Annotated in this window: 19 protein-coding genes; 15 read left to right on the forward strand and 4 right to left on the reverse strand. The window is 41.4% G+C overall.

The window, feature by feature from the left end; genetic code table 11:
• Positions 1–6 precede the first annotated feature (6 nt).
• The 7 genes from BK575_RS02810 (at position 7) to BK575_RS02840 (ending at position 6,823) form a co-directional block, all read left to right on the forward strand.
• Entirely contained in the window at positions 7–1,374 is a 1,368-nt protein-coding gene (locus BK575_RS02810) for an acetyl-CoA carboxylase biotin carboxylase subunit (RefSeq protein ID WP_078408813.1), read from the forward strand.
• Between the two features lie 11 nt (positions 1,375–1,385).
• Complete coding sequence (locus BK575_RS02815) at positions 1,386–1,598, forward strand: acetyl-CoA carboxylase biotin carboxyl carrier protein subunit (protein WP_078408814.1); 213 nt, start codon at positions 1,386–1,388, stop codon at positions 1,596–1,598.
• Positions 1,599–1,637: 39 nt separating this feature from the next.
• A complete protein-coding gene (locus BK575_RS02820) occupies positions 1,638–2,540 on the forward strand; it encodes a hydroxymethylglutaryl-CoA lyase (RefSeq protein WP_078408815.1) in 903 nt (300 codons plus the stop codon).
• A gap of 27 nt (positions 2,541–2,567) precedes the next feature.
• The gene (locus BK575_RS02825; RefSeq protein WP_078408816.1) at positions 2,568–3,350 is read left to right on the forward strand and encodes an enoyl-CoA hydratase; all 783 of its coding nucleotides are present in this window, start codon (positions 2,568–2,570) and stop codon (positions 3,348–3,350) included.
• Positions 3,351–3,381: 31 nt separating this feature from the next.
• Positions 3,382–4,926: an acyl-CoA carboxylase subunit beta gene (locus BK575_RS02830; RefSeq protein WP_078408817.1), complete on the forward strand. Its 1,545-nt coding sequence runs from the start codon at positions 3,382–3,384 to the stop codon at positions 4,924–4,926.
• A gap of 120 nt (positions 4,927–5,046) precedes the next feature.
• A complete protein-coding gene (locus tag BK575_RS02835; protein WP_078408818.1) occupies positions 5,047–5,817 on the forward strand; it encodes an electron transfer flavoprotein subunit beta/FixA family protein in 771 nt (256 codons plus the stop codon).
• Between the two features lie 13 nt (positions 5,818–5,830).
• Complete coding sequence (locus BK575_RS02840) at positions 5,831–6,823, forward strand: electron transfer flavoprotein subunit alpha/FixB family protein (protein WP_078408819.1); 993 nt, start codon at positions 5,831–5,833, stop codon at positions 6,821–6,823.
• Positions 6,824–6,924: 101 nt separating this feature from the next.
• On the opposite strand, the gene yeiL is transcribed toward BK575_RS02840, so the two are convergent.
• Positions 6,925–7,587, reverse strand: a complete 663-nt coding sequence (gene yeiL, locus BK575_RS02845; protein WP_078408820.1) for a transcriptional regulator YeiL — start codon at positions 7,585–7,587, stop codon at positions 6,925–6,927.
• A gap of 129 nt (positions 7,588–7,716) precedes the next feature.
• Between yeiL and BK575_RS02850 the strand changes: the two genes are divergently transcribed.
• The 4 genes from BK575_RS02850 (at position 7,717) to BK575_RS02865 (ending at position 13,495) form a co-directional block, all read left to right on the forward strand.
• The gene (locus BK575_RS02850) at positions 7,717–8,868 is read left to right on the forward strand and encodes an MFS transporter (protein WP_078414611.1); all 1,152 of its coding nucleotides are present in this window, start codon (positions 7,717–7,719) and stop codon (positions 8,866–8,868) included.
• A 941-nt stretch (positions 8,869–9,809) separates the two neighbouring features.
• The gene (locus tag BK575_RS02855; RefSeq protein ID WP_078408821.1) at positions 9,810–10,793 is read left to right on the forward strand and encodes a siderophore ABC transporter substrate-binding protein; all 984 of its coding nucleotides are present in this window, start codon (positions 9,810–9,812) and stop codon (positions 10,791–10,793) included.
• Positions 10,794–10,921: 128 nt separating this feature from the next.
• Positions 10,922–11,488: a nitroreductase family protein gene (locus BK575_RS02860; RefSeq protein WP_078408822.1), complete on the forward strand. Its 567-nt coding sequence runs from the start codon at positions 10,922–10,924 to the stop codon at positions 11,486–11,488.
• A 519-nt stretch (positions 11,489–12,007) separates the two neighbouring features.
• Positions 12,008–13,495, forward strand: a complete 1,488-nt coding sequence (locus BK575_RS02865) for a DHA2 family efflux MFS transporter permease subunit (RefSeq protein ID WP_235867291.1) — start codon at positions 12,008–12,010, stop codon at positions 13,493–13,495.
• 306 nt (positions 13,496–13,801) lie between these two features.
• Here the strand turns inward: BK575_RS02865 and BK575_RS02870 are convergent, their stop codons facing one another.
• Entirely contained in the window at positions 13,802–14,977 is a 1,176-nt protein-coding gene (locus BK575_RS02870; protein WP_078408823.1) for a sulfite reductase subunit alpha, read from the reverse strand.
• A 474-nt stretch (positions 14,978–15,451) separates the two neighbouring features.
• Here BK575_RS02870 and BK575_RS02875 point away from each other — a divergent pair, with 474 nt between their 5' ends.
• The 4 genes from BK575_RS02875 (at position 15,452) to BK575_RS02890 (ending at position 19,376) form a co-directional block, all read left to right on the forward strand.
• Positions 15,452–16,969: a malate:quinone oxidoreductase gene (locus BK575_RS02875; protein ID WP_078408824.1), complete on the forward strand. Its 1,518-nt coding sequence runs from the start codon at positions 15,452–15,454 to the stop codon at positions 16,967–16,969.
• A gap of 401 nt (positions 16,970–17,370) precedes the next feature.
• A complete protein-coding gene (locus tag BK575_RS02880) occupies positions 17,371–17,853 on the forward strand; it encodes a DUF2975 domain-containing protein (RefSeq protein ID WP_078408825.1) in 483 nt (160 codons plus the stop codon).
• Positions 17,854–17,864: 11 nt separating this feature from the next.
• Complete coding sequence (locus BK575_RS02885) at positions 17,865–18,080, forward strand: helix-turn-helix domain-containing protein (RefSeq protein ID WP_078408826.1); 216 nt, start codon at positions 17,865–17,867, stop codon at positions 18,078–18,080.
• Positions 18,081–18,128: 48 nt separating this feature from the next.
• A complete protein-coding gene (locus BK575_RS02890; protein ID WP_078408827.1) occupies positions 18,129–19,376 on the forward strand; it encodes a DUF4153 domain-containing protein in 1,248 nt (415 codons plus the stop codon).
• Between the two features lie 410 nt (positions 19,377–19,786).
• Here BK575_RS02890 and ahpF read toward each other — a convergent pair whose 3' ends face one another.
• Positions 19,787–21,316 carry an alkyl hydroperoxide reductase subunit F gene (ahpF, locus tag BK575_RS02895; RefSeq protein WP_078408828.1) on the reverse strand — a complete coding sequence of 510 codons (1,530 nt, stop codon included), beginning with the start codon at positions 21,314–21,316 and terminating at the stop codon, positions 19,787–19,789.
• A gap of 12 nt (positions 21,317–21,328) precedes the next feature.
• The gene (ahpC, locus tag BK575_RS02900) at positions 21,329–21,892 is read right to left on the reverse strand and encodes an alkyl hydroperoxide reductase subunit C (RefSeq protein WP_078408829.1); all 564 of its coding nucleotides are present in this window, start codon (positions 21,890–21,892) and stop codon (positions 21,329–21,331) included.
• Positions 21,893–21,927: the final 35 nt, after the last annotated feature.

Consider the following 21,927-nt stretch of genomic DNA (forward strand, 5'->3'; position numbering starts at 1 on the left):
AAAAGTATGTTTAAAAAGGTTTTGGTCGCTAATAGAGGAGAAATCGCAGTTCGGGTTATGCGGACGTGCAAGTCACTAGGTATTTTTACGGTTGGGGTATACTCGGAAGCCGATATGGAGGCACCGCATGTCAAAATGGCAGATGAGGCCTATTTAATTGGAGGTCCGCGAGTAGCCGAGAGCTATTTAAACATCGATAAAATTCTAGAAGTTGCCCGATTATCCGAAGCTGAAGCCATCCACCCAGGATATGGTCTTCTCTCAGAGAATACTGAATTTGCTCGTCGTTGCGAGGAAGAGGGTCTTGTATTCATCGGTCCTTCTCCTGAAGTTATTTCTCGCATGGGCAGCAAAATTGAATCACGCAAAGCGATGGAACAAGCCGGTGTTCCAGTCGTTCCTGGTATAACGTATCCATTAGCGGATGCGGAGGAAGCAGTGCAAGTGGCCGACCGCATGGGCTACCCGGCTATGCTCAAAGCTTCAGCAGGCGGGGGCGGAATCGGGATGCAGGTTGTTCGCAGCGCAGATGAAATTCGAAAGGCGTTTGGAGGGAACCAAAAGCGAGCGACAGACTTTTTTGGTGATGGTGCTATGTATGTAGAGAAATATGTAGAAAATCCACGGCATATTGAGATTCAAATTTTGGCTGATAAATTTGGAGATACTGTTTATTTATGGGAGCGCGAATGCTCGGTGCAGCGTCGCCATCAGAAAGTGGTAGAGGAAGCTCCTTCACCATTTCTTGATGATGAAACTCGTGCCAGGATGGGAGAAGCAGCGGTTAAAGCTGCAAAGTCACTAGGTTATCATAATGCTGGAACAATCGAATTTTTAGTAGATGCCGATAAAAATTTTTATTTCCTTGAAATGAATACAAGATTACAAGTAGAACATCCAGTGACGGAAGAGATTACCGGATTGGATTTGGTGGCAGAGCAGCTTCGAATTGCAGCGGGTGATTCATTGGGCTTTACGCAGGCTGATATTAAACGTGAGGGCCATGCGATTGAAGTTAGAATCTATGCGGAGGATCCTAAAACATTTTTTCCATCTCCGGGGACCATTACGGAATTAGTATTACCTGAAGGTCCTGGAGTTCGACATGAATTAGCTGTACACGGCCAATCGGTTGTTACGCCTTTTTATGACCCTATGATTGCGAAGCTTGTTGTAAAAGGAAAGGATCGCGATGAGGCGATTAATCGTCTGCAAGATGCGTTGGCCCACTATCAGGTCTCTGGAATTAAAACAAATATTCCGATGCTGCAAGAAGTAGCAGCACATCCCGCATTCCGTTCAGGTAATACGACAACCAGCTTTGTGGCTAAATATTTACAAGAAAAACAAGGAACCGCAAACAGCGTGAAATAGGAGGAACTAAGATGAGTCAAGTATTATCAAGTATGGCAGGAAATGTATGGAAGATACTCGTTAAAACAGGAGATCACGTAGAGGAAGGACAGGATGTGGCCATCTTAGAGTCGATGAAAATGGAGATTCCAATTGCAGCGGAATTTGGCGGTGCTGTCAAAGAAGTAAAAGTCAATGAGGGTGATTTTGTGAATGAAGGAGATGTACTAGTCGAGTTGGAGTAACCCCAAAAGATTTTGGGTGGGATGAAGGGAGACATGACGATGAATTGGCCAGCAAGTGTAACGATAAAAGAAGTAGGGCCGCGGGATGGATTACAAAACGAGAAGGTGTTTGTTTCGACAGAGGACAAAATCGCTTGGATTAACCAACTGTCTTGCAGCGGACTGCAGCATATCGAGGTTACGTCCTTTGTCAATCCAAAATGGATTCCTGCCCTTTCCGATGCTGCGGTAGTGGCAGCAGGTATTACACGTGAGCCGGGTGTAACCTATACAGCCCTTGTTCCCAATCTTCAGGGTTTGGAGCGGGCGTTGGAAGCCAACATCGATGAAGCGGCTGTGTTTATGTCAGCCAGTGAAACGCATAATCGAAAAAATATTAACAAATCAATAGAAGATACATTTCCTATTTTAAAAGAAGTGGTACAAGAATCCCTCAAAGCAGGAAAGTCTGCCCGAGGATATATTTCAACCGTATTCGGGTGTCCCTATGAAGGGATCGTTGATATAGAAAAGGTGATTAGGGTATCGGAAACATTGTTTGAGATAGGAATTGGGGAGTTATCTCTTGGTGATACGATCGGTGTGGCGAATCCGAAGCAAGTACAAGAGGTGTTAGACCTCTTATTAAAGCGTTTTCCTGCAGATAAACTTGCTTTGCACTTTCATGATACTCGTGGAACCGCCTTGGCCAACATCTTAGTATCGTTAGACATGGGGATGACGACATTTGATGCCTCTCTTGGCGGATTGGGAGGATGCCCGTATGCACCCGGTGCGTCCGGCAATGTGGCAACAGATGATTTTCTTTATATGCTGCACAATATGGGGATTCATACAGGGGTGAATAGGGAAAAGCTGATGGCCGCATCCCGTTTTATTCAAGGTAAGATAGGAAGGCCTTTACCTAGCCGCAGTCTTCAAGTTTGCGGTCTGGATGGATAGATCAGAGTATATAGGAGGGGAAAGAACATGGGGAAAGCTGTGTTAGTCTCAACAGTGGAAAATGGAATTACTCTTATTACTTTAAATCGTCCGGAAGCTGCCAACTCGTTATCTTTACAAATGTTGGACGAACTTCAAAAAGCGATTGTTGCATGTAAATTTGATCGAACAGTGCGTTGCGTGGTGATCACCGGGGCAGGTGAGAAAGCCTTTTGCGCAGGGGCAGATTTAAAAGAACGGGCAGGAATGGATACGGGCCAGGTACGTAAGACCGTTTCTTTGATTCGAGAAAACATTAATCAATTAGAAGCTTTGCCACAGCCGGTCATTGCAGCCGTGAACGGAGTCGCTTTTGGAGGGGGAACGGAATTGGCATTGGCTTGTGATATTCGAGTTGCTTCAGAAACAGCGAAGTTCGGTCTTACAGAGACTTCATTGGGAATCATTCCAGGAGCAGGCGGAACACAACGTTTGCCGAGATTAGTCGGGAAGGGAAGAGCCAAAGAGTTGATCTTCACTGCCAGACGGATTGATGCTGGGGAAGCGAGAGATATTGGGTTAGTCGAGTATGTAATGCCGGCTGAGTCCCTGCTGGAAAAAGCATTAGAAATTGCTAATCAGATCGTTCGAAATGGTCCCCTTGCCGTTATGCAGGCAAAGTTCTCGATTGACAAGGGGTTTGATGTAGATTTAAGCACCGGACTTTCCATTGAGCAGAATGCCTATGAAGTAACCATACCGACGAAGGATCGATTAGAAGGACTACAAGCTTTCAAAGAAAAAAGATCTCCCGTTTTCGTTGGAGAATAATAAAAACTAGTTTAATAGAGGGGGAAACACTATGTCAGTTGATGTGAAGCCCATGCAGCAAACGTTACAGGAAAGAATGGAACGGATTCAAAAAGGAGGAGCCCCTAAATATCATCAGAAAAATCAAGAGCAGGGTAAGCTGTTTGTTCGTGATCGCCTAAAGCTATTGTTTGATCAGGGTTCAGAGCTGGAGGATGCCTTATTTGCCAACTGCTTAGCGGAAGACCTTCCGGCTGATGGAGTCGTGACGGCAATGGGGAAAATCAACGGGCAAGTGGTTTGTGTGATGGCGAATGATTCAACCATAAAAGCCGGTTCATGGGGAGCGCGGACCGTAGAGAAAATTATCCGGATTCAAGAAACGGCTGAAAAAATGAGAGTGCCGCTCATTTACCTTGTGGATTCTGCAGGGGCGCGCATTACGGATCAAGTAGACATGTTTCCTGGGCGCCGCGGGGCAGGCCGAATCTTTTACAATCAGGTCAAGCTTTCGGGTAAAATCCCTCAGATTTGTCTATTATTTGGTCCGTCTGCGGCAGGGGGAGCTTATATTCCCGCGTTTTGTGACATTGTCATCATGGTCGATAAAAATGCATCGATGTACCTTGGGTCCCCAAGGATGGCGGAAATGGTAATTGGAGAAAAAGTCACGTTGGAAGAGATGGGCGGCGCACGCATGCACTGTTCCGTTTCAGGATGCGGGGATGTACTGGCTAAAAGTGAAGACCAGGCCATTGCGATGGCCCGGGACTATCTCTCTTATTTTCCTGCTAATTTTTCGGAAAAGCCGCCAATCCAGAAAGCGTTGGCACCAAAACGTTTGGAGAAAACGCTGGAAGAGCTCATCCCATCCAATCAGAATACTCCATTTAATATGTATGACTTGATCGATGGCATTATTGACGAAGGGTCATTCTTTGAAATCAAGAAGCTGTTTGCCAGCGAACTCATTACGGGTTTGGCTAGAATGGATGGAAAGCCGGTCGGTATCATTGCCAATCAGCCAAGGGTTAAGGGTGGTGTGTTGTTCCACGACACGGCGGATAAGGCCGCGAAGTTTATGACCCTTTGTGATGCGTTTCATATCCCGCTTTTGTTTCTTGTGGATGTCCCTGGTTTTATGATTGGCACGAAAGTCGAACGGGCAGGAATCATTCGCCACGGTGCGAAAATGATTTCCGCTATGTCTGAAGCGAGTGTACCGAAAATCTCTGTAATCGTCCGTAAAGCATACGGAGCAGGCCTCTACGCCATGTGCGGTCCTGCGTTTGAACCGGATTGTTGTCTTGCCTTGCCGACCGCTCAGATTGCAGTCATGGGACCGGAGGCTGCGGTGAATGCCGTGTACGCCAACAAAATTGCCGGTTTACCGGAAAATGAACGGGCCTCTTTCATTGAACAAAAACGGGAGGAATATAAGCAGGATATTGATATTTACCGACTAGCCTCCGAAATGATCGTTGATGGAATCATTCCAGCAAATTCGTTGCGTGATGAGTTAGTAAACCGATTTGAGGCGTATTCATCAAAGGATATTGTCTTCTCGGAGCGGAAGCACCCGGTATATCCGGTTTAACCTCTCTATATACACATGGAAGCTTCGACATGGTCAAAGAGCAGCCAAGTCGAAGCTTCTATATAAATCGATTTAGAAAAGATGATGTGAAAATAACATTTGCAAAAGGGGAATAATCCAATGAAGATTTTTGTCATGTTAAAGCAAACCTTTGACACAGAAGAAAAGATCTCCATACAGGACGGTAAAATTAACGTAGAAGGTGCCGAGTATATTGTTAATCCGTATGATGAATACGCGATTGAAGAAGCGATTGTTCTTCGCGATGAGCATGGCGGTGAAGTAACGGTCGTGACCGTTGGGGAAGAAGAGGTGGAAAAAGAACTTCGTACGGCCCTTGCGATGGGAGCGGATAAAGCGGTACGGATCGATAGTGAAGACGTAGATGAGCTTGACCAGTTCACAACAGCGACCCTTCTTGCTGCCTATTTGAGAAAGCAGGAGTATGACATTATTCTTGGAGGGAATGTCGCGATTGACGGAGGTTCTGGACAAGTTGGACCACGTGTTGCGCAAATTTTGGGGATTCCACAAGTGACAACGATTACAAACCTTGAAGTGACCGATGGAAAAGCGACCATCGTCCGTGATGTTGAAGGAGACGAAGAAACCATCGAAGTATCGCTGCCTGTTCTTATTACGGCACAACAAGGGTTGAATGAGCCGCGGTATCCGTCACTGCCAGGGATTATGAAGGCAAAGAAAAAGTCTCTTGAAACGTTAGATCTAGATGACCTTGACTTAGATGAAGACGATGTGGAAGCGAAGACAACTATCGTTCAAGTGTTTCTTCCACCAGCCAAACAAGCCGGGAAAGTGCTTGCGGGAGATACTACTGGTCAAGTAAAAGAACTAGTAGCACTGCTAAAGTCTGAAGCTAAAGTCATTTAATGGAGGGGTAATCATGGCAAAAAAAATACTGGTAGTTGGCGAAGTTCGGGACGGAGAGTTACGCAATGTTTCATTTGAAGCAATCGCAGCAGGAAGGGAAGTGGCAGGCGACGGGGAAGTGGTCGGAGTCCTTCTTGGAGAGAAAATTGATCATTTAGCAAATGGCTTGCTGCAATATGGTGCGGACCGTGTCATCGTCGTGAACCACGCAGATCTAAAGAGCTACACAACAGACGCCTTTCAACAAGCGCTTCTTCAAGTAATTGATGCGGAACACCCGGAAGGTTTCATTCTTGGCCATACAGCTATAGGAAAAGATTTATCACCACGTCTTGCAATGAAGCTTAATGCAGGGCTAATTTCAGATGCCATTGCAATTGAAAAAGATGGAGAGGAAGTGGTGTTTACAAGACCGATTTACTCAGGTAAGGCGTTTGAGAAGAAGAAAGTTAAGGAAGGCATTATTTTTGCGACGATTCGACCGAACAATATTGCACCGCTTGAGAAAGAAGAAGCCAGAACAGGCGAGATTACGAATATAACAGTTGACATTAAAGACCTCCGTACGGTGATTAAAGATGTTGTCCGTAAAGCAACAGGCGGTGTGGATTTATCAGAGGCAAAAGTCATTGTCGCCGGCGGCCGCGGCGTAAAGAACAAAGAGGGGTTTGAGCCATTACAGGAGCTGGCTGATGTATTGGGCGGCGCAGTAGGGGCGTCACGCGGGGCATGCGACGCAGAATATTGTGACTATTCCTTGCAGATTGGACAAACAGGAAAAGTTGTGACACCTGATTTATACTTTGCGATTGGGATTTCCGGCGCCATTCAGCATTTAGCGGGGATGTCTAACTCAAAAGTCATCGTCGCGATTAACAAAGATCCAGAAGCTCCTATTTTTGAAGCAGCAGACTATGGAATCGTTGGAGATCTATTTGAAGTCGTACCGATCTTAACAGAAGAACTAAAAAAGGTTCTGAATGTGAAAGAGGAAGTCATGAAATAAGTTGGAATGGTTGTTATTTTATCGTTCATAAAAAACCAAACTTTATAAACGCAAAAAATCCTTAGAAGTTCTATAAATCTAAGGATTTCTTCATTTTATTTTCAAACCTCTTTGGCTAATTCTTGCAGGTGTTCTTTGTCTCGAATGATGTAGCCCCTTGATTGTTTTTCAATAATGTTTGCCTCGCATAATTGTGCGAATACGTGAAGGAGATGGCGATAGGAGACACCTAAGTATTCGCACACTTCCGTATGTTTTTCTTTGTAAAAATCATGATCAGCTGACAAAAGTATAAAGGCGGCAAGACGATTGACAAGTGGATACGCTTGATTTTGTACATACATGGCTGAGAGCATAGTTGCCTTTTTACTTAAAAAGATGCATAAATATTTTAAAAAAGTGGCGTCTGTTAATAACTTATCTTTACAGGCATGAATAGGAATGGCAAGGCAAACGGCTCTTGTGGCTGTTTGGATACCTTTGGAATAGCGTTCTGAATTTAACAGTTCAATTTCGCCCATGAAGGTTGGAGCATGTAAAAAATTGATAAGTGCTACTTTACCGTTTTTTTGTGTAGTATATAGTTTTGCCTTTCCCTCGACGAGATAGTACATGTACTCAGGATAGGAGCCTTCTTTGAAGATAAATTCACCTTGTTCAAACTGACAAACTTGGATATACGGGATAATAGGAAAGGAGAAGAGGGATTGAATAGGGTATTTTTCAATATAGGAACTGCGCAAAGGTTCAGCTAAGAAATGCATGTTTTCCTCCAGTTAAAAAATATGAGATATCTCATATTATTGTATGTATTTACGTGCTATGATGCAATAAATACGGAGGGATCAATCATGAATCATCACCAAGCAGCCTTTAATGCAAAGGAATCAATTATGAATCATCAACGCTGGATGTCACAGAATTTTTTTGTGTTTTTTATGACATGGGGTATCTTTTTACCTTATTGGACGGGCTGGCTCGTCCAGGCAAAAGGATTAAGTGTCACGGAAGCGAGTATCATTATGGGATTTGGATTATTAGCACGGGGGGTATCATCGTTATTTGCTTTTCCGCTGATATCTAAGTATTGGAGCAGTCATACCGTTATTCTTGTTTTGACAGCTGGTTCACTGGCGGCGACGATACTTTATATACCATCTTCGTCATTTGTCGGACTGTTTATTGTGACTATGGTGTTTAGTATTATTTTTCCTGCTCTGCTTCCTGCTCTTGAATCGACAGCGGGTGTTTTAGTACAGCAAGGGGGCGTACATTACGGGAAAAGCCGTTCGTATGGCTCCATTGGCTTTGTGGTTTCAGTGCTTATCATTAGTATGATAACAGGCTATTTTGGAGAGCAGGCAATTTTAGGGAGTATGATAACGGGACTTTGTTTCCTGCTGCTTATGTGCTTACTACCGGCACCCGCTGTCCTGTTAGTGAAACCGACAGCGAAGAATCGTAAAGAGTCACTTACGATGCGGGGGTTATGGCAGGTTAAAAGTTTCCCAATCGTGTTACTGATCGTCGTTTTATTACAAGGGTCACACGCGTCCTACTATAATTATGGCTATATTTACTTACAAGATTTAGGTGTAAAGAAATATTATATTGGAATGATCATTAATATCGCCGTTATGTTTGAAATCTTTTATTTTTTGAAGGCTGATCACTTGTTTAAGAAATGGCAGCCCTCGTCCTTATTATTACTAGCGGCGTCAGGATCGACGCTGCGATGGTTACTTGTATTTTTGTTTCCAAATGTATGGGTGTTCATGTTATCACAAAGCTTGCATGCGCTATCGTTCGGAGTAGCTCATTATGCATTTATTCTTTATATCACTAGAAATTTGCCAAAACAGCAAATTCCTAACGCGCAAGGAATGTATTCGGCGCTTGCTATGGGCTTGGGTACAGCTGTCTTAACACTGGCAGGAGGACTCTTATATGAAGTTTCTCCAACGCTCTCTTTTTTATCGATGATTGTGTGTACGTTGCCAGCTATATTTTTAGTAATGACGACAAGAAAGAAATATGATTATTAATTTAGTGAGCTGCCCCTCCAATTGTTAGTGATGGTCAAACAATTGGAGGGGTGCTTTTTATATATAAAGGAAACTTCCATCGGTGGAGGGGCGTTCATCCCGTATTGATGCCAGCGTCAATACTCTCTTAATCCTTAATACTAAGTGTGTCCATAATCATTCGATTTGAGCATCCCTCTAACTTCATCTCAACTACTTTTCATTTAACTTCTTCTGGATAGTGAACTCTTATGACCAAATTAAAAAATAAGTTGACAAGAGAAAGATAATCAGAATAGATGCTATTTCTGGCAATTATCTTATATAATTTCTGACAGTATATCTTTGACTTTATCATTCCCTGGCCAAACAATCAGAATTAGGCCCTTGTTACAATATTTAAACGAAAAGAAAAGGCCGTTCAAATGAACAGCCTTTTTGGGGATGAAGAAAAACCCAGGCTGATGGAAGTTTCCTTTATCAAATTCTCATTAAATAAAAAAAACATTGACCTTCCACTTACTGGAGGGTTTATTTTATTTATTAGATAATGATAATCAATATCACTTGATTAGAAGATCCATGAGCAGAAAATTTATCCCGCATTAACGGGCAGTGAGCCCTTATTTCAAGACTTGAGAGAAATCGAAGAAGTCCAAGCAGGGATGAAGGAACCCCCCACCATTGATGGAAGTTTCTTTTATGTTTATTTCGCGTAACTCAATCAAGCGTCCAATAGGGTTTATATTGCTGGTGTTGCAAAACAGATGAACGGTTTATAATCAGGTCCCTTTCCATTCCTGGATGGAAAGGCTGCCCTATAATGATTGTCATTCACACTGCAATTCATTACATATTGAAAATGATCTTAAACCGAACTTATAAAGTTTCTATTCTAGTTTTGCAGCACCATCAATTTAAATACATAATAAAAATTTAAGAAAGTGTTAGAGGTGGAAGAAATGAGAAAGAAATTATCTTTACTTTTACTTACCCTTGTGTTGGCCATTGTAGCGGCTGCATGCGGTACTCAAAGTACAACTAGTTCAACGGAAAAAGAAGAAACGGCTCAGAGTTCAAATGAGCAAACAGCATCTACGGAAGAGAAAGAACTAACAATTAAACATCAATTAGGAGAAACCGTTGTTCCTAAAAATCCTGAAAAGGTAGTTGTATTTGATTTTGGTACATTAGATTCATTGGATAAGCTCGGTGTAGAGGTAACGGGAGTACCGCAAGCGAACATCCCTTCATACCTTTCAAAATATGAAGATTCAAAGTATGAAAATGTCGGCGGTTTAAAAGAACCGGACTTTGAAAAGATTAGTGAAATCGCACCGGATCTTATTATTATTTCTGGAAGACAGCAAGACTCATATGAAGAGTTCACTAAAATCGCCCCAACGATTTTCATGGGTGTAGATACAGCCAATTACATGGAATCATATAAGAAAAATGCGACAACCCTTGGAGAGATTTTCGGTAAAGAAGATGCAGTGAAAGAGGAACTGACAAAAGTGGAAGAAGCTGCTCAACAATTAAATGAAACAGCATCGGCAAGCGGCAAGAACGCTTTAATTATTTTGGCAAATGAAGGAAACATCAGCGCTTATGGAGCAGGTTCACGATTCGGCATCATTCACGATGTATTCGGTTTTGCTCCTGCAGACAAAAACATTGAAGTATCTACGCATGGCCAAAATGTTTCATTTGAATATATCGCCGAAAAAAATCCTGACTATCTTTTTGTCATCGATCGAGGAACAGCGGTTGCCGAAGGCGAATCTTCTGCTAAACAGCTAGTGGAAAATGAGTTGGTGAAAAATACGAAAGCATATAAAGACGGTAATATTGTTTACCTTGATCCTAATTTCTGGTACTTATCAGGCGGCGGTTTAGTTTCAGTGGCAGAGATGGTGAAGGAAGTAGAAGAAGGCACAAAGTAAAACAATCATTCTATTCATACCTGTTTGAAGTTCCTATTAAGCTACCTGATTTCAGTAATAAGCCGAAGTCAGGTAGCTTGTTTTACTCATATAGCAAAATATAATGATTTATAATGGAGGAAAAAGAGATGGAATTAACTCAAATTATTAAAGAAAGACGGTCGATTCATCGTTTTCAAGACCGTGAAGTTTCTTTAGAGCTTGTGAAAGAATTATTGGATACAGCGGTCTGGGTTCCCAATCATAAAATGACCCAACCGTGGCGATTTGTTATTGTCCATGGTGAAGGACGCAAACGCATTGCAGAGATTGCCGCTAAATTTAAAAGCAGGAGAGCCGAAAACCCTGACAAGGCTAAAGAAATAGGAAAGAAAATTTACGAAAAAATGATGTCAGTTCCAATGTTTGTTGTGGTAATCATGAAGGAACATCCAGTCATTAGCACAAGAGAGGAAGACTATGCATCTACTAGTTGTTTAATCCATAATTTCAGTTTGTTGGCATGGGAACACGGCGTTGGAATGGTATGGGAGAGCTACGGTTTGATGCACCAACCAGATTTTCGTGAAGCGTTAGGCATTGAACCGGGGGAGAAGGTAGTAGGAAGCCTTCATGTGGGCTATCCAGAAAGCATTCCAGCTCCTAAACCGAGAAAATCCGCGGCTGAATTAATGACATTTATCGATCAAGCTTAATTTTAGCGTACTTTTTTGATGAGAAGGAGATAAAGGCTATAAGAAATATGATAACCTTATTCCTCAAAACCAGCTAATAGGCGCTTATTGTTTATTCAAGAAAAGGGTGCGATTCTTTAATATAGAATGCACTCTTTCTTTGTGTATTGAGCTGGATTTATTGACTAAACAAACATGGAAAGGTCATATTTCATTGATGAAAACTCACGTGTAATAGGTTTCATTGATTGGCAGAAGCTTCATTTATGTGGTAATATTAATGCGAATGTTTGTTCTGTTAGTTAGTAAGTATAAAAGAATATGGACGGAAGGTAGGTGCAGTATAGCGACTGAGCATTATTGTGAAGTAGACGGTGCAATTAGGTTAATCATAAACAACATTACCAAAAAATTGCACGAATAAGAAATGCACAGACACGCCAAATGTTCTGAATTGACGATAATATTGTTGATACTTTCTTAACGTTGATGCAACAATATTTTTAATGAGGCATTTTGCAAATCGAAAGGAGAAAGAATTTGAAAAATCAAAACGAAACGACTCAAAATGGAGGGACATTCGGGAGCAGAGGCAACTTTTTGTTGGTCATGATTATGATTCTAGGTGTGTTTGTAGCCATTTTGAATGAAACGCTACTTAACGTCGCCTTGTCTAAAATTATGGATGACTTTGGAATCTTACCGAGTACAGCGCAATGGCTGACTACTGGATATCTCCTTGTTATAGGTGTACTTATACCGGTCACCGCTTATTTAATTCAGCGGTTCACGACAAGAAGCTTGTTCCTTGGAGCTATGGGCTTGTTTACGGCGGGGACATTTGTAGCGGCTATCGCACCAGGGATCGAAATGCTTTTAATCGGAAGGCTGCTTCAAGCGGCGGGGACCGGACTGCTCTTTCCTTTACTAACCAATGTGGTATTCTCCATCGTTCCTATTGAAAAAAGAGGTTCGGCAATGGGGACAATTGGAACTGTCATTACTTTTGCTCCCGCGATTGGACCCACTCTATCAGGGATCATTGTTGAGCATTTCAGCTGGCGGGTTCTCTTTTACAGCGTTCTGCCAATCGCATTGTTTGTTATTATATTTGCATATGTGAAGCTCAAGAACGTGACGGAGACGACTAATCCGAAGATTGATCCGCTATCGCTTCTACTTTCAACCTTAGGATTCGGGGGGATTGTGTACGGATTTAGCAGTTCCGGTGAAGGGCATGGGGGTTGGTCGAGCAATGAAGTTCTAATTCCAATTGCAATCGGCGTTGTTTCTTTAGTCCTTTTTACTTGGAGGCAATTGACGATTTCACAACCGTTGCTAGATTTAAGAACATTTAAATACAACATTTTTAGAATGTCGACGCTGATTATGATGATTGTCATGATGGCGATGTTTTCTGCAATGATGTTGTTGCCAATTTTTCTCCAGAATGCGTTAGGGTACAGTCCATTGGAGGCAGGTTTGATCATGTTGCCAGGCGGTATTGTCATGGGGATAATGTCACCAATCACAGGCCGATTATTTGATAAATTTGGTGCCAAGTGGCTGGCGCTTATCGGATTGGGGTTGATCGCGAATACGCTGTGGCAATTTGCCTTTATCACATTGTCAACCCCCTACAGCACGATTATGATTTTCAATACGCTGTTAATGTTGGGGATTTCAATGGTCATGATGCCGGTCATGACCAACGCTTTGAACGAACTGCCACCTTCGTTATATCCACACGGTACGGCTATTATCAGCACGCTTCAGCAGGTGGCCGGCGCTGTCGGGACAGCATTGCTTGTATCAATCATGACCAATAGGTCTACTCGTTTTATGGAAAATACGTTGATTAAGGAAGATGAGGCTACATTACAAATTCTAGCGATGATTGCTGGAATGAAAAGCGCGTTCTTGCTTGCGTTCGGACTAGTAGCTATCGCATGGATTGTTTCATTATTTATAAAACGGTCCGTTCCTCAAGAAAAGGGGTTGACAATTAAGAAGGGTGCTGCGAACTGACAAAGAGTTGACTCATTTTCATGATGGGCTGAAGACAGTTATTAACTTCCTTGAAAAATTAGCTGAAGCAATGGTGAGTAGCTTTAAAATGAAACAGGATGGCTGATTTGTTGTTCAATTAAAGGGCGCTTTAATTTGATAAGACATAAAAAAAGAGAGCAGCCAAGCTTTCATGTCTGCCACTCATGTACAAGTCTTTTTATATAATTTGACACTAAGACAATTAAAAAGTAACCCTCCGTACTAACCGGAACGAAGGGTTACTTTTTGAAAACAATATAACTATATATTTAAAACGTTTTCATTTTAATACACATCACGTTGATAACGCCCTTGCTTCTGCATATCTTTAAGATACGCTTCAGCTGCATCACGGGCCATCGCGCCTTCTTTTTCAATAACAGTAATAAGCGCTTCGTTGACGTCTTTCGCCATATGTTCCTTATCCCCACAAACGTAGAAATAAGCTCCTTTTTCAATCCATTCAAACAATTCTTTGCTATGTTCAAGCATTTTATGTTGCACATAAATTTTTTGAGCCGTATCACGGGAGAATGCAGTATCAAGTCTTGTCAATACCCCATCTTGTTGATATTTTTCCAACTCGCTTTGATAAAGGAAATCTGACGCTGCATGCTGGTCTCCAAAAAATAGCCATGACCGGCCAGTGGCTTTATTTACTGATCGTTCCTGGATAAAAGAACGGAATGGTGCAATGCCTGTCCCAGGTCCAACCATAATAATATCTTTGTCCCCAGACTCTGGCAAATAAAAGTGTTTATTTGCTTGAACAAAGACTGGAAGCGTATCTCCATCTTGAACACGTTCTGCACATAAAATAGAACAAACGCCTTTTCGATCGCGTCCGTGCGCCGTGTAGCGTACAGCACCGATGGTTAGATGAACTTCACCTGGATTAGCGGTAATACTGCTTGCAATAGAATAGAGACGCGGTGTCATTTTTCTTAATAGTGAGACGATTTCTTGGGCAGAAGCTTCCCATGGACCAAAATCACGTAACATATCAAGCAAATCACGCCCATAGCAATATTCCTTTAGCTGCTTTGCATTTTCAACTAGCACAAGCTTTTGCAGCTCTTCGTTTTCTGTGAATACAGCTGCCTGTTGTAAAATCTTCTTCGTCAGCAGTGTAATTTCAAAGTAGGTTGTTAGCGCTTTCTTTAGTGGCAGTGTCTCACCTTGCTTACTAACGGTTACAGCTGCTTCTTCATCCCATTCCATTTCATTAATAAGAGAAGCCACAAGCTCTGGATCATTTGATGGGATAACGCCAAGTGCATCACCTGGGACATAAGAAAGGCCTGACCCTTGTAATGATAACTCAATATGCCTTGTTTCCTTGCTAGAGCCTGTTCCATTTAAATTAATATTTTTAAGAATCTTCGCTTGAAATGGATTGGTCCTTGAAAATGGGAGTGTCTCACTTTTGGCATTTTTAGTATCTTCTAAAGTATGTTGCATAGCTCTTAACCTCCAAAGATAGTATATATAGCTAGGATAACACAAAAATGGGATATTAGGTGTGTTTTTCGGCACACAATGGCCATAAGGTTCTGGTGCAAATATTTAAGAACCTGTTTTGATCAATATTTTTTATAAACCAACAACCGGCCTTATACTATATAAATCCACATAAAGAATTTAGCATGAGCAAAAAACGCCCATGCCAAATTTTCTACATCGATCTATATAGCTTATAACTATTATAATAATAGTTAATAAATATTTTATTATATAAACTATAGTGTTATGCTATTTTGCGTTTTAATATAAAAGTGTTATACTTTTTTGGGTTGTAATTAAATAGTGATATGCTATTATTGGGTTATAATTGATTCAGAAAAGATGTTTTCCTAGGTAGTGTCTTGCTTTTTGTGACACCTAAGCAGGAGCGCCTACTCTTTTTTGCAAATATAGTGGATGAGGAAGGTTATAATGAGCAACCAAGAAACTAAAACAGACGTTATCTTAATTGGTGCTGGAGTCATGAGTGCGACTTTGGGAACACTGTTAAAAGAATTAGTACCGGACTGGAAAATTACAGTGTTTGAGAAGCTTGCAAACGCAGGAGAGGAAAGCTCTAACGAATGGAATAATGCAGGAACGGGGCATGCGGCACTGTGCGAGCTTAACTACACAAGTGAAAAATCGGACGGATCGATAGATATTGGCAAAGCGATAAAAATTAATGAACAGTTTCAGCTTTCAAGACAGTTTTGGTCTTATCTTGTAAACAGCAATCTGATTCGTAATCCGCAGGACTTTATCATGCCAATACCTCATATGAGTTTAGTACAAGGGGAAGAAAATGTAGCATTTTTGAAAAAACGTTTTGAAGCGCTTTCAAACAATCCCTTGTTTCAAGGGATGGAATTTTCTGATGACCCTGAAAAACTAAAGGAATGGATTCCGCTTATCATGGAAGGCCGTACATCCAATGAACCGATGGCGGCAACCAAAATCGACTCTGGAACGGATGTCAATTTTGGTGCTTTAACACGCATGTTGTTTGACCACTTAAAGAGTGAAAATGTCAAGATCAACTACAAGCATAGTGTTGAGGATATTAAACGTACTGGCGACGGTTCGTGGGAAGTGAAAGTGCATGATATCGATAGTGGTAAAATCGAATACCATACGGCAAAATTCGTCTTTATCGGCGGTGGGGGCGGAAGTCTGCCTTTACTGCAAAAAACCGGTATTCCTGAGTCAAAACATATTGGAGGATTCCCGGTAAGCGGACTATTTATGGTCTGCAACAATCCGGAAGTGGTAGAGAAGCATCACGCAAAAGTTTACGGTAAAGCTAAAGTTGGTGCTCCTCCCATGTCTGTTCCGCATCTTGATACACGATATATCGATAACCAAAAGTCGTTACTGTTTGGACCGTTTGCCGGCTTCTCGCCAAAGTTCTTAAAAACGGGTTCAAATTTGGATTTGATCGGTTCGGTAAAACCGAATAATGTCTTCACGATGTTAGCGGCAGGTGTAAAAGAGATAGCATTGACAAAATATCTAATCCAGCAAGTGACGTTATCGAATGAAAAGCGCATGGAAGAATTACGCGAGTTTATCCCGAACGCTAAAAGCGAGGATTGGGGCATAGTGGTAGCGGGCCAACGTGTGCAAGTGATCAAAGATACGGAGGCCGGCGGCAAAGGAACCCTTCAATTTGGTACAGAAGTGGTGAGCGCCGCTGATGGCTCGATCGCTGCATTGCTCGGCGCTTCTCCGGGTGCTTCAACTGCCGTGCACGTTATGCTTGAGGTATTAGAGAAATGCTTCCCGCAACATATAAAAGAGTGGGAACCGAAAATAAAAGAAATGATTCCTTCTTATGGCCTATCACTAGTGGAAAATCCAGAAATCTTCCAAAGAATTCATAATTCAACAACGCAGACGCTTGGTCTAGGCGAAAAAGAACCGCTCTATAGTCAATTCTTTGGATGTTGAGTAAATAATAGAATATCATTGAAAAAAGTGGTTGTTCCATAATTTATAAAACAGGTTGCAAAACTAATTTTTTACTCTTATTGATGTTGTAAAACCCCTGTCATGTTACTCCGCTAAAAGGCCATTTAACGGAATAAGGCTTCTGAACAAAATGGAATATTTATTCTAATTAATCGGTATGAGATTGTAAAGAAATATACTTAAAGTAACGGGTTAGCTGTACAAGTTATAAATTTAATGGTTTAAAGTTATAGAGCATTTCTTTTAATGAGGAATGCTTTTTATTTTTGCTTAAAACAAAAACTACAATAAAAAAATCATTTAAATTAATAAAAATTTATTGTAAAACGATAAAACATGTATTAAAATCAAAATCAGAATAAATAGGTGAGGTGCTTTTTATGGAAAAAGTAACAACGTTGTTTTTAAAAATAGCTGTTATTCTTTTAGGAATCCCAGTTCTTGCTCTGTGCATCTTTTTGGTGCCTGAGATGGCGAATTTTGCAGCAAAATTGCTTCCAGGGTTTGCTTTTATAAAATATCTCGTTTTCATCGCTTTTGATGCATCGGCGATACCTTTTTACTTTGCTTTGTATCAGGCTTTCAAACTCTTACGCTATATTGACAAAGATAAAGCTTTCTCCGATTTATCTGTAAAAGCTTTAAAGAAAATCAAATACTGTGCCATCACAATCAGTATTTTGCATCTGCTAGTTTGGCCGCTCTTCTATATCTTTGCGGAAGTAGACGACGCACCAGGAGTTATCTTTGTCGGATTGGTTGTTCCTTTTGCTTCGATGGTTATCGCAGTCTTTGCGGCTGTTCTCCAAAAACTTTTACAAGAAGTAATTGATATCAAATCAGAAAATGATTTAACGGTCTGAGGTGAATAACAATGGCAATTATAATCAATATTGATGTGATGTTAGCAAAAAGGAAAATGAGCGTAACAGAACTTTCGGAGAAGGTTGGAATAACAATGGCGAACCTTTCTATATTGAAAAATGGAAAGGCAAAAGCGGTTCGATTATCCACTTTAGAGGCAATTTGTAAGGCTTTAGAATGTCAGCCTGGAGATATTTTAGAATACAAAAGTGACGAAGACAGTTAAACATTGTGGAGGAAACTTAATATAACAATTATTAGGGGAGGTATGACTATGGACATTAACAATTTGATTATTGAAAATATTGCTAACCCTCATGAGTTGGAGAGAATGTATAGAAAAGATCAGAAAGCTTTTAAAAAGTCATTCTCACACGCATGGGAACAAAATCCTGATTCTCAGGTTCTTGGCGTTTGGTATGAAAGATTGTATTTCAAGGAGACGGCAAATACTGAAAAATCTTCCTTGCTTCAAAAAGGTTTCTTATTCATGGGCATTTTAGCCATTCTGGCCGGGATAAGCACCAGGGTCATTTTCCATTTTGTCGAACAGGAAGCAATTGCTCCAATTAACCTGGCTTTTGGTATCATTCCCTTTATTGCTGCCTATTTTGTTTACAATAATACTCCGAAAAAAAGTATTATTTATTCCCTTGCAGCGTTGTTCCTAATTTCCGGGTTTTATCTTAATATGCTGCCATTAAATTATAAAGACAGTACGATCCTCGCTTATTTACACCTTCCCATATTCTTGTGGGTATTGGTAGGGCTTGCATTTACAGGAAATGATTATTCAAAAGGCAGTACAAGATTAGCCTATATTAAATTTAATTTGGAATATTGTATTCTCTACGCCAGCATGGCAGTTAGCGGAATGGTGCTAGCAGCATTAACCATGCAGTTATTTAGCTTTGTTGGCTTGGATATAGAAGACTTCTATTTTAGTAATGTCGTTTTATTTGGTGCTGCTTCTCTCGCCATTGTGGCTGTATACCTGGTATCAATGAATCTTAAACTTGCTAAGAATATTACACCATATATAGCTAAAATTTTTAGTCCTCTTGTCCTGGTCACATTGGTGGTCTATCTTATAACGGTGATATGGGTCGGGAAAAATCCATTTTTGGACCGCAATTTCTTGATAGCCTTCAACGGAATACTCCTTGGTGTATTGGCCGTTACCATATTTTCCATAACCGAGAGCGACTCAGACGAGAAAAAGAACATTTCAGATTATATAAATTTTGCCTTAATTGTTCTTGCGCTAATCATTGATAGTGTGGCTTTGTCAGCCATCGTGTTCAGACTTTCTTCTTATGGGATTACGCCTAATAGACTTGCTGTTTTAGGAGTAAACATACTTATTTGGGCAAATCTAATTTGGATTATGCTCTCCTATATGCGTTTTCTACAAAATAAATCTGGACCTTCAACTATCCAAGATGCCGTTACTAAGTATTTGCCGGTCTACGGACTTTGGGCAGCTTTCGTTACATTTACTTTTCCTATAATTTTTAATTAGAAAGGCTCTGTTAATATAACGAAAAGCTAATCTTCTATAACGTATAAAACACTTAGAGCCGATATTATGCAGCTTTTTATACAGAGTTGCATAGTTTTGGCTTCTTTTCATTACTAAAGTTAAAAAGAGGGTATTCAAATTAGAGTGCTCTTTTATGTATAAGGGCAAGATTGTGGAACTTAACTTTGAAGTATGCGTATAATTCTAATCTTACTCATAATTGATAAATTCGGGGAAGTGGGACAGTTTTTAACTTAAAGGCTCAGTTAAAAACTGAAGTCGCTGTACCACCCGTCAGGTAGCACAGCGACTTTTGGAAAATAAAATACTGGATTGTTTATGCTGCTGTAACGAAGAAGTTACCGCAGTATAGTAGTTGATCAACGGCACATGTTACTCATGTCCATACATTAATTTCGGATGAGATAATCGAATGCCCCTAAGGCTGCCGTTGCACCTGATCCCATCGAAATAATGATTTGCTTATATGGGTTATCGGTACAGTCGCCTGCAGCGAATACACCAGGGATGTTGGTTGCACCATGTTTATCGACTACGATTTCACCTATGCGGGTACGTTCAATCGATTCACCTAACCAGTCGGTATTAGGCACAAGGCCGATCTGGACAAATACACCCTGCAATTCAATATGATGAACTTCTTCCGTCTCGCGGTCCATATAAGAAATGCCGTTCACTTTATCAGTACCGGTAATTTCTTTTGTTTGAACATTTTTTAGGACCGTTACGTTAGGCAGGCTGTAAAGGCGATCTTGGAGTACAACATCAGCTTTCAGCTCTGGCATGAATTCAAGAACGGTTACATGCTTCACAATACCAGCGAGATCAATGGCCGCCTCAATACCGGAATTACCGCCGCCGATAACGGCTACGTGTTTTCCGGCAAATAATGGACCGTCACAATGAGGGCAGTAGGCTACACCTTTGTTCTTGAACTCTGCTTCGCCTGGTACACCCACATTGCGCCAGCGGGCACCTGTTGAAAGGATGACAGTTTTACTTTTTAGAACCGCACCGTTTTCGAGTTCAACTTCGATAAGATCCTTCTTTTCTAAACGCTTGGCACGCTGTAAATTCATGACATCAATGTCATACTCTTTGACATGTTCTTCAAGACTTGCTGCGAGCTTAGGACCTTCCGTATATTTCACACTGATGAAGTTCTCAATACCCATGGTGTCCATGATCTGACCGCCAAAGCGTTCAGCAACGATGCCTGTACGAATGCCTTTACGTGCTGCATAGACAGCTGCACTGGCACCGGCTGGCCCGCCTCCGACAACAAGCACATCGAATGGATCTTTGTCAGCAAACTCGGATGCGTCCGGAGTACTCCCCATTTTGGCAAGGATTTCTTCAATGGACATACGACCGCTGCCGAACGATTCCCCATTGAGGAACACCGTTGGCACGGCCATGATGCCCTTGCTATCCACTTCTTCCTTGAACGCTGCACCATCAATCATCGTATGTGAAATACCAGGGTTCAGAATGCTCATCAAGTTCAGTGCTTGTACAACATCAGGGCAGTTATGGCAAGTCAGGCTGATGTAAGATTCAAAGTGATAGTCACCTTTCATGCTTTTCACTTGATCAATGACCTTCTGATCAACCTTTGGAGCTCTTCCGCTCACCTGTAAGAGAGCCAACACTAATGAAGTAAATTCATGACCCAATGGGATACCGGCAAAAGTTACCCCAGTGTCTTCGCTGATGCGGTTTACACTAAAGCTCGGTGTTCTCTCTAATTCTGTTTTTTCTACCTTAATGTGGGACGACATTGTGGCTAATTCGTCCACTAATGCCAACATGTCACGGGATACGTCATCGGATCCTGCACTAACTTTGAGCAGCACATCGCCCTCCATCATTTGAAGATATTGGGCTAATTGTGCTTTTATATCTGCATCTAGAATCATGGATTGTGCTCCTTAAATTTTTCCTACAAGGTCAAGGCTTGGCTTCAGTGTTGCAGCGCCTTCTTGCCATTTAGCAGGGCAAACTTCACCTGGGTTGTTGCGAACATATTGTGCTGCCTTAAGCTTGCTAACAACTGTGCTTGCATCACGGCCGATGCCGCCTGCATTAATTTCAACAGTTTGGATGATACCGTCTGGATCGATGATGAATGTACCGCGATCAGCAAGACCTTCTTCTTCGTTTAGTACGTCGAAGTTGCGAGAGATTTTTTGTGAAGGGTCGCCGATCATCACGTATTCAATTTTGCCAATCGCTTCTGAGTGATCATGCCACGCTTTGTGTGTAAAATGTGTATCAGTGGAAACGGAATATACTTCAGCTCCCATATCTTTTAAAGTTGCATATTGGTTTTGCAGGTCTTCAAGTTCAGTAGGGCATACGAATGTGAAATCTGCTGGGTAAAAGCAAACGACACTCCATTTACCTTTGAAGTTTGCTTCCGTAACATCGATAAACTCACCGTTATGAAACGCTTTTGCTGCGAATGGTAGTACTTCTTTTCCAATTAAAGCCATAATAAATATTCCTCCTAAGTGTGGGTTTTGAGAAT

Origin of the sequence: Priestia abyssalis (genome assembly GCF_002019595.1) — a bacterium.
Taxonomy (GTDB): Bacteria; Bacillota; Bacilli; order Bacillales; family Bacillaceae_H; genus Bacillus_BA; species Bacillus_BA abyssalis.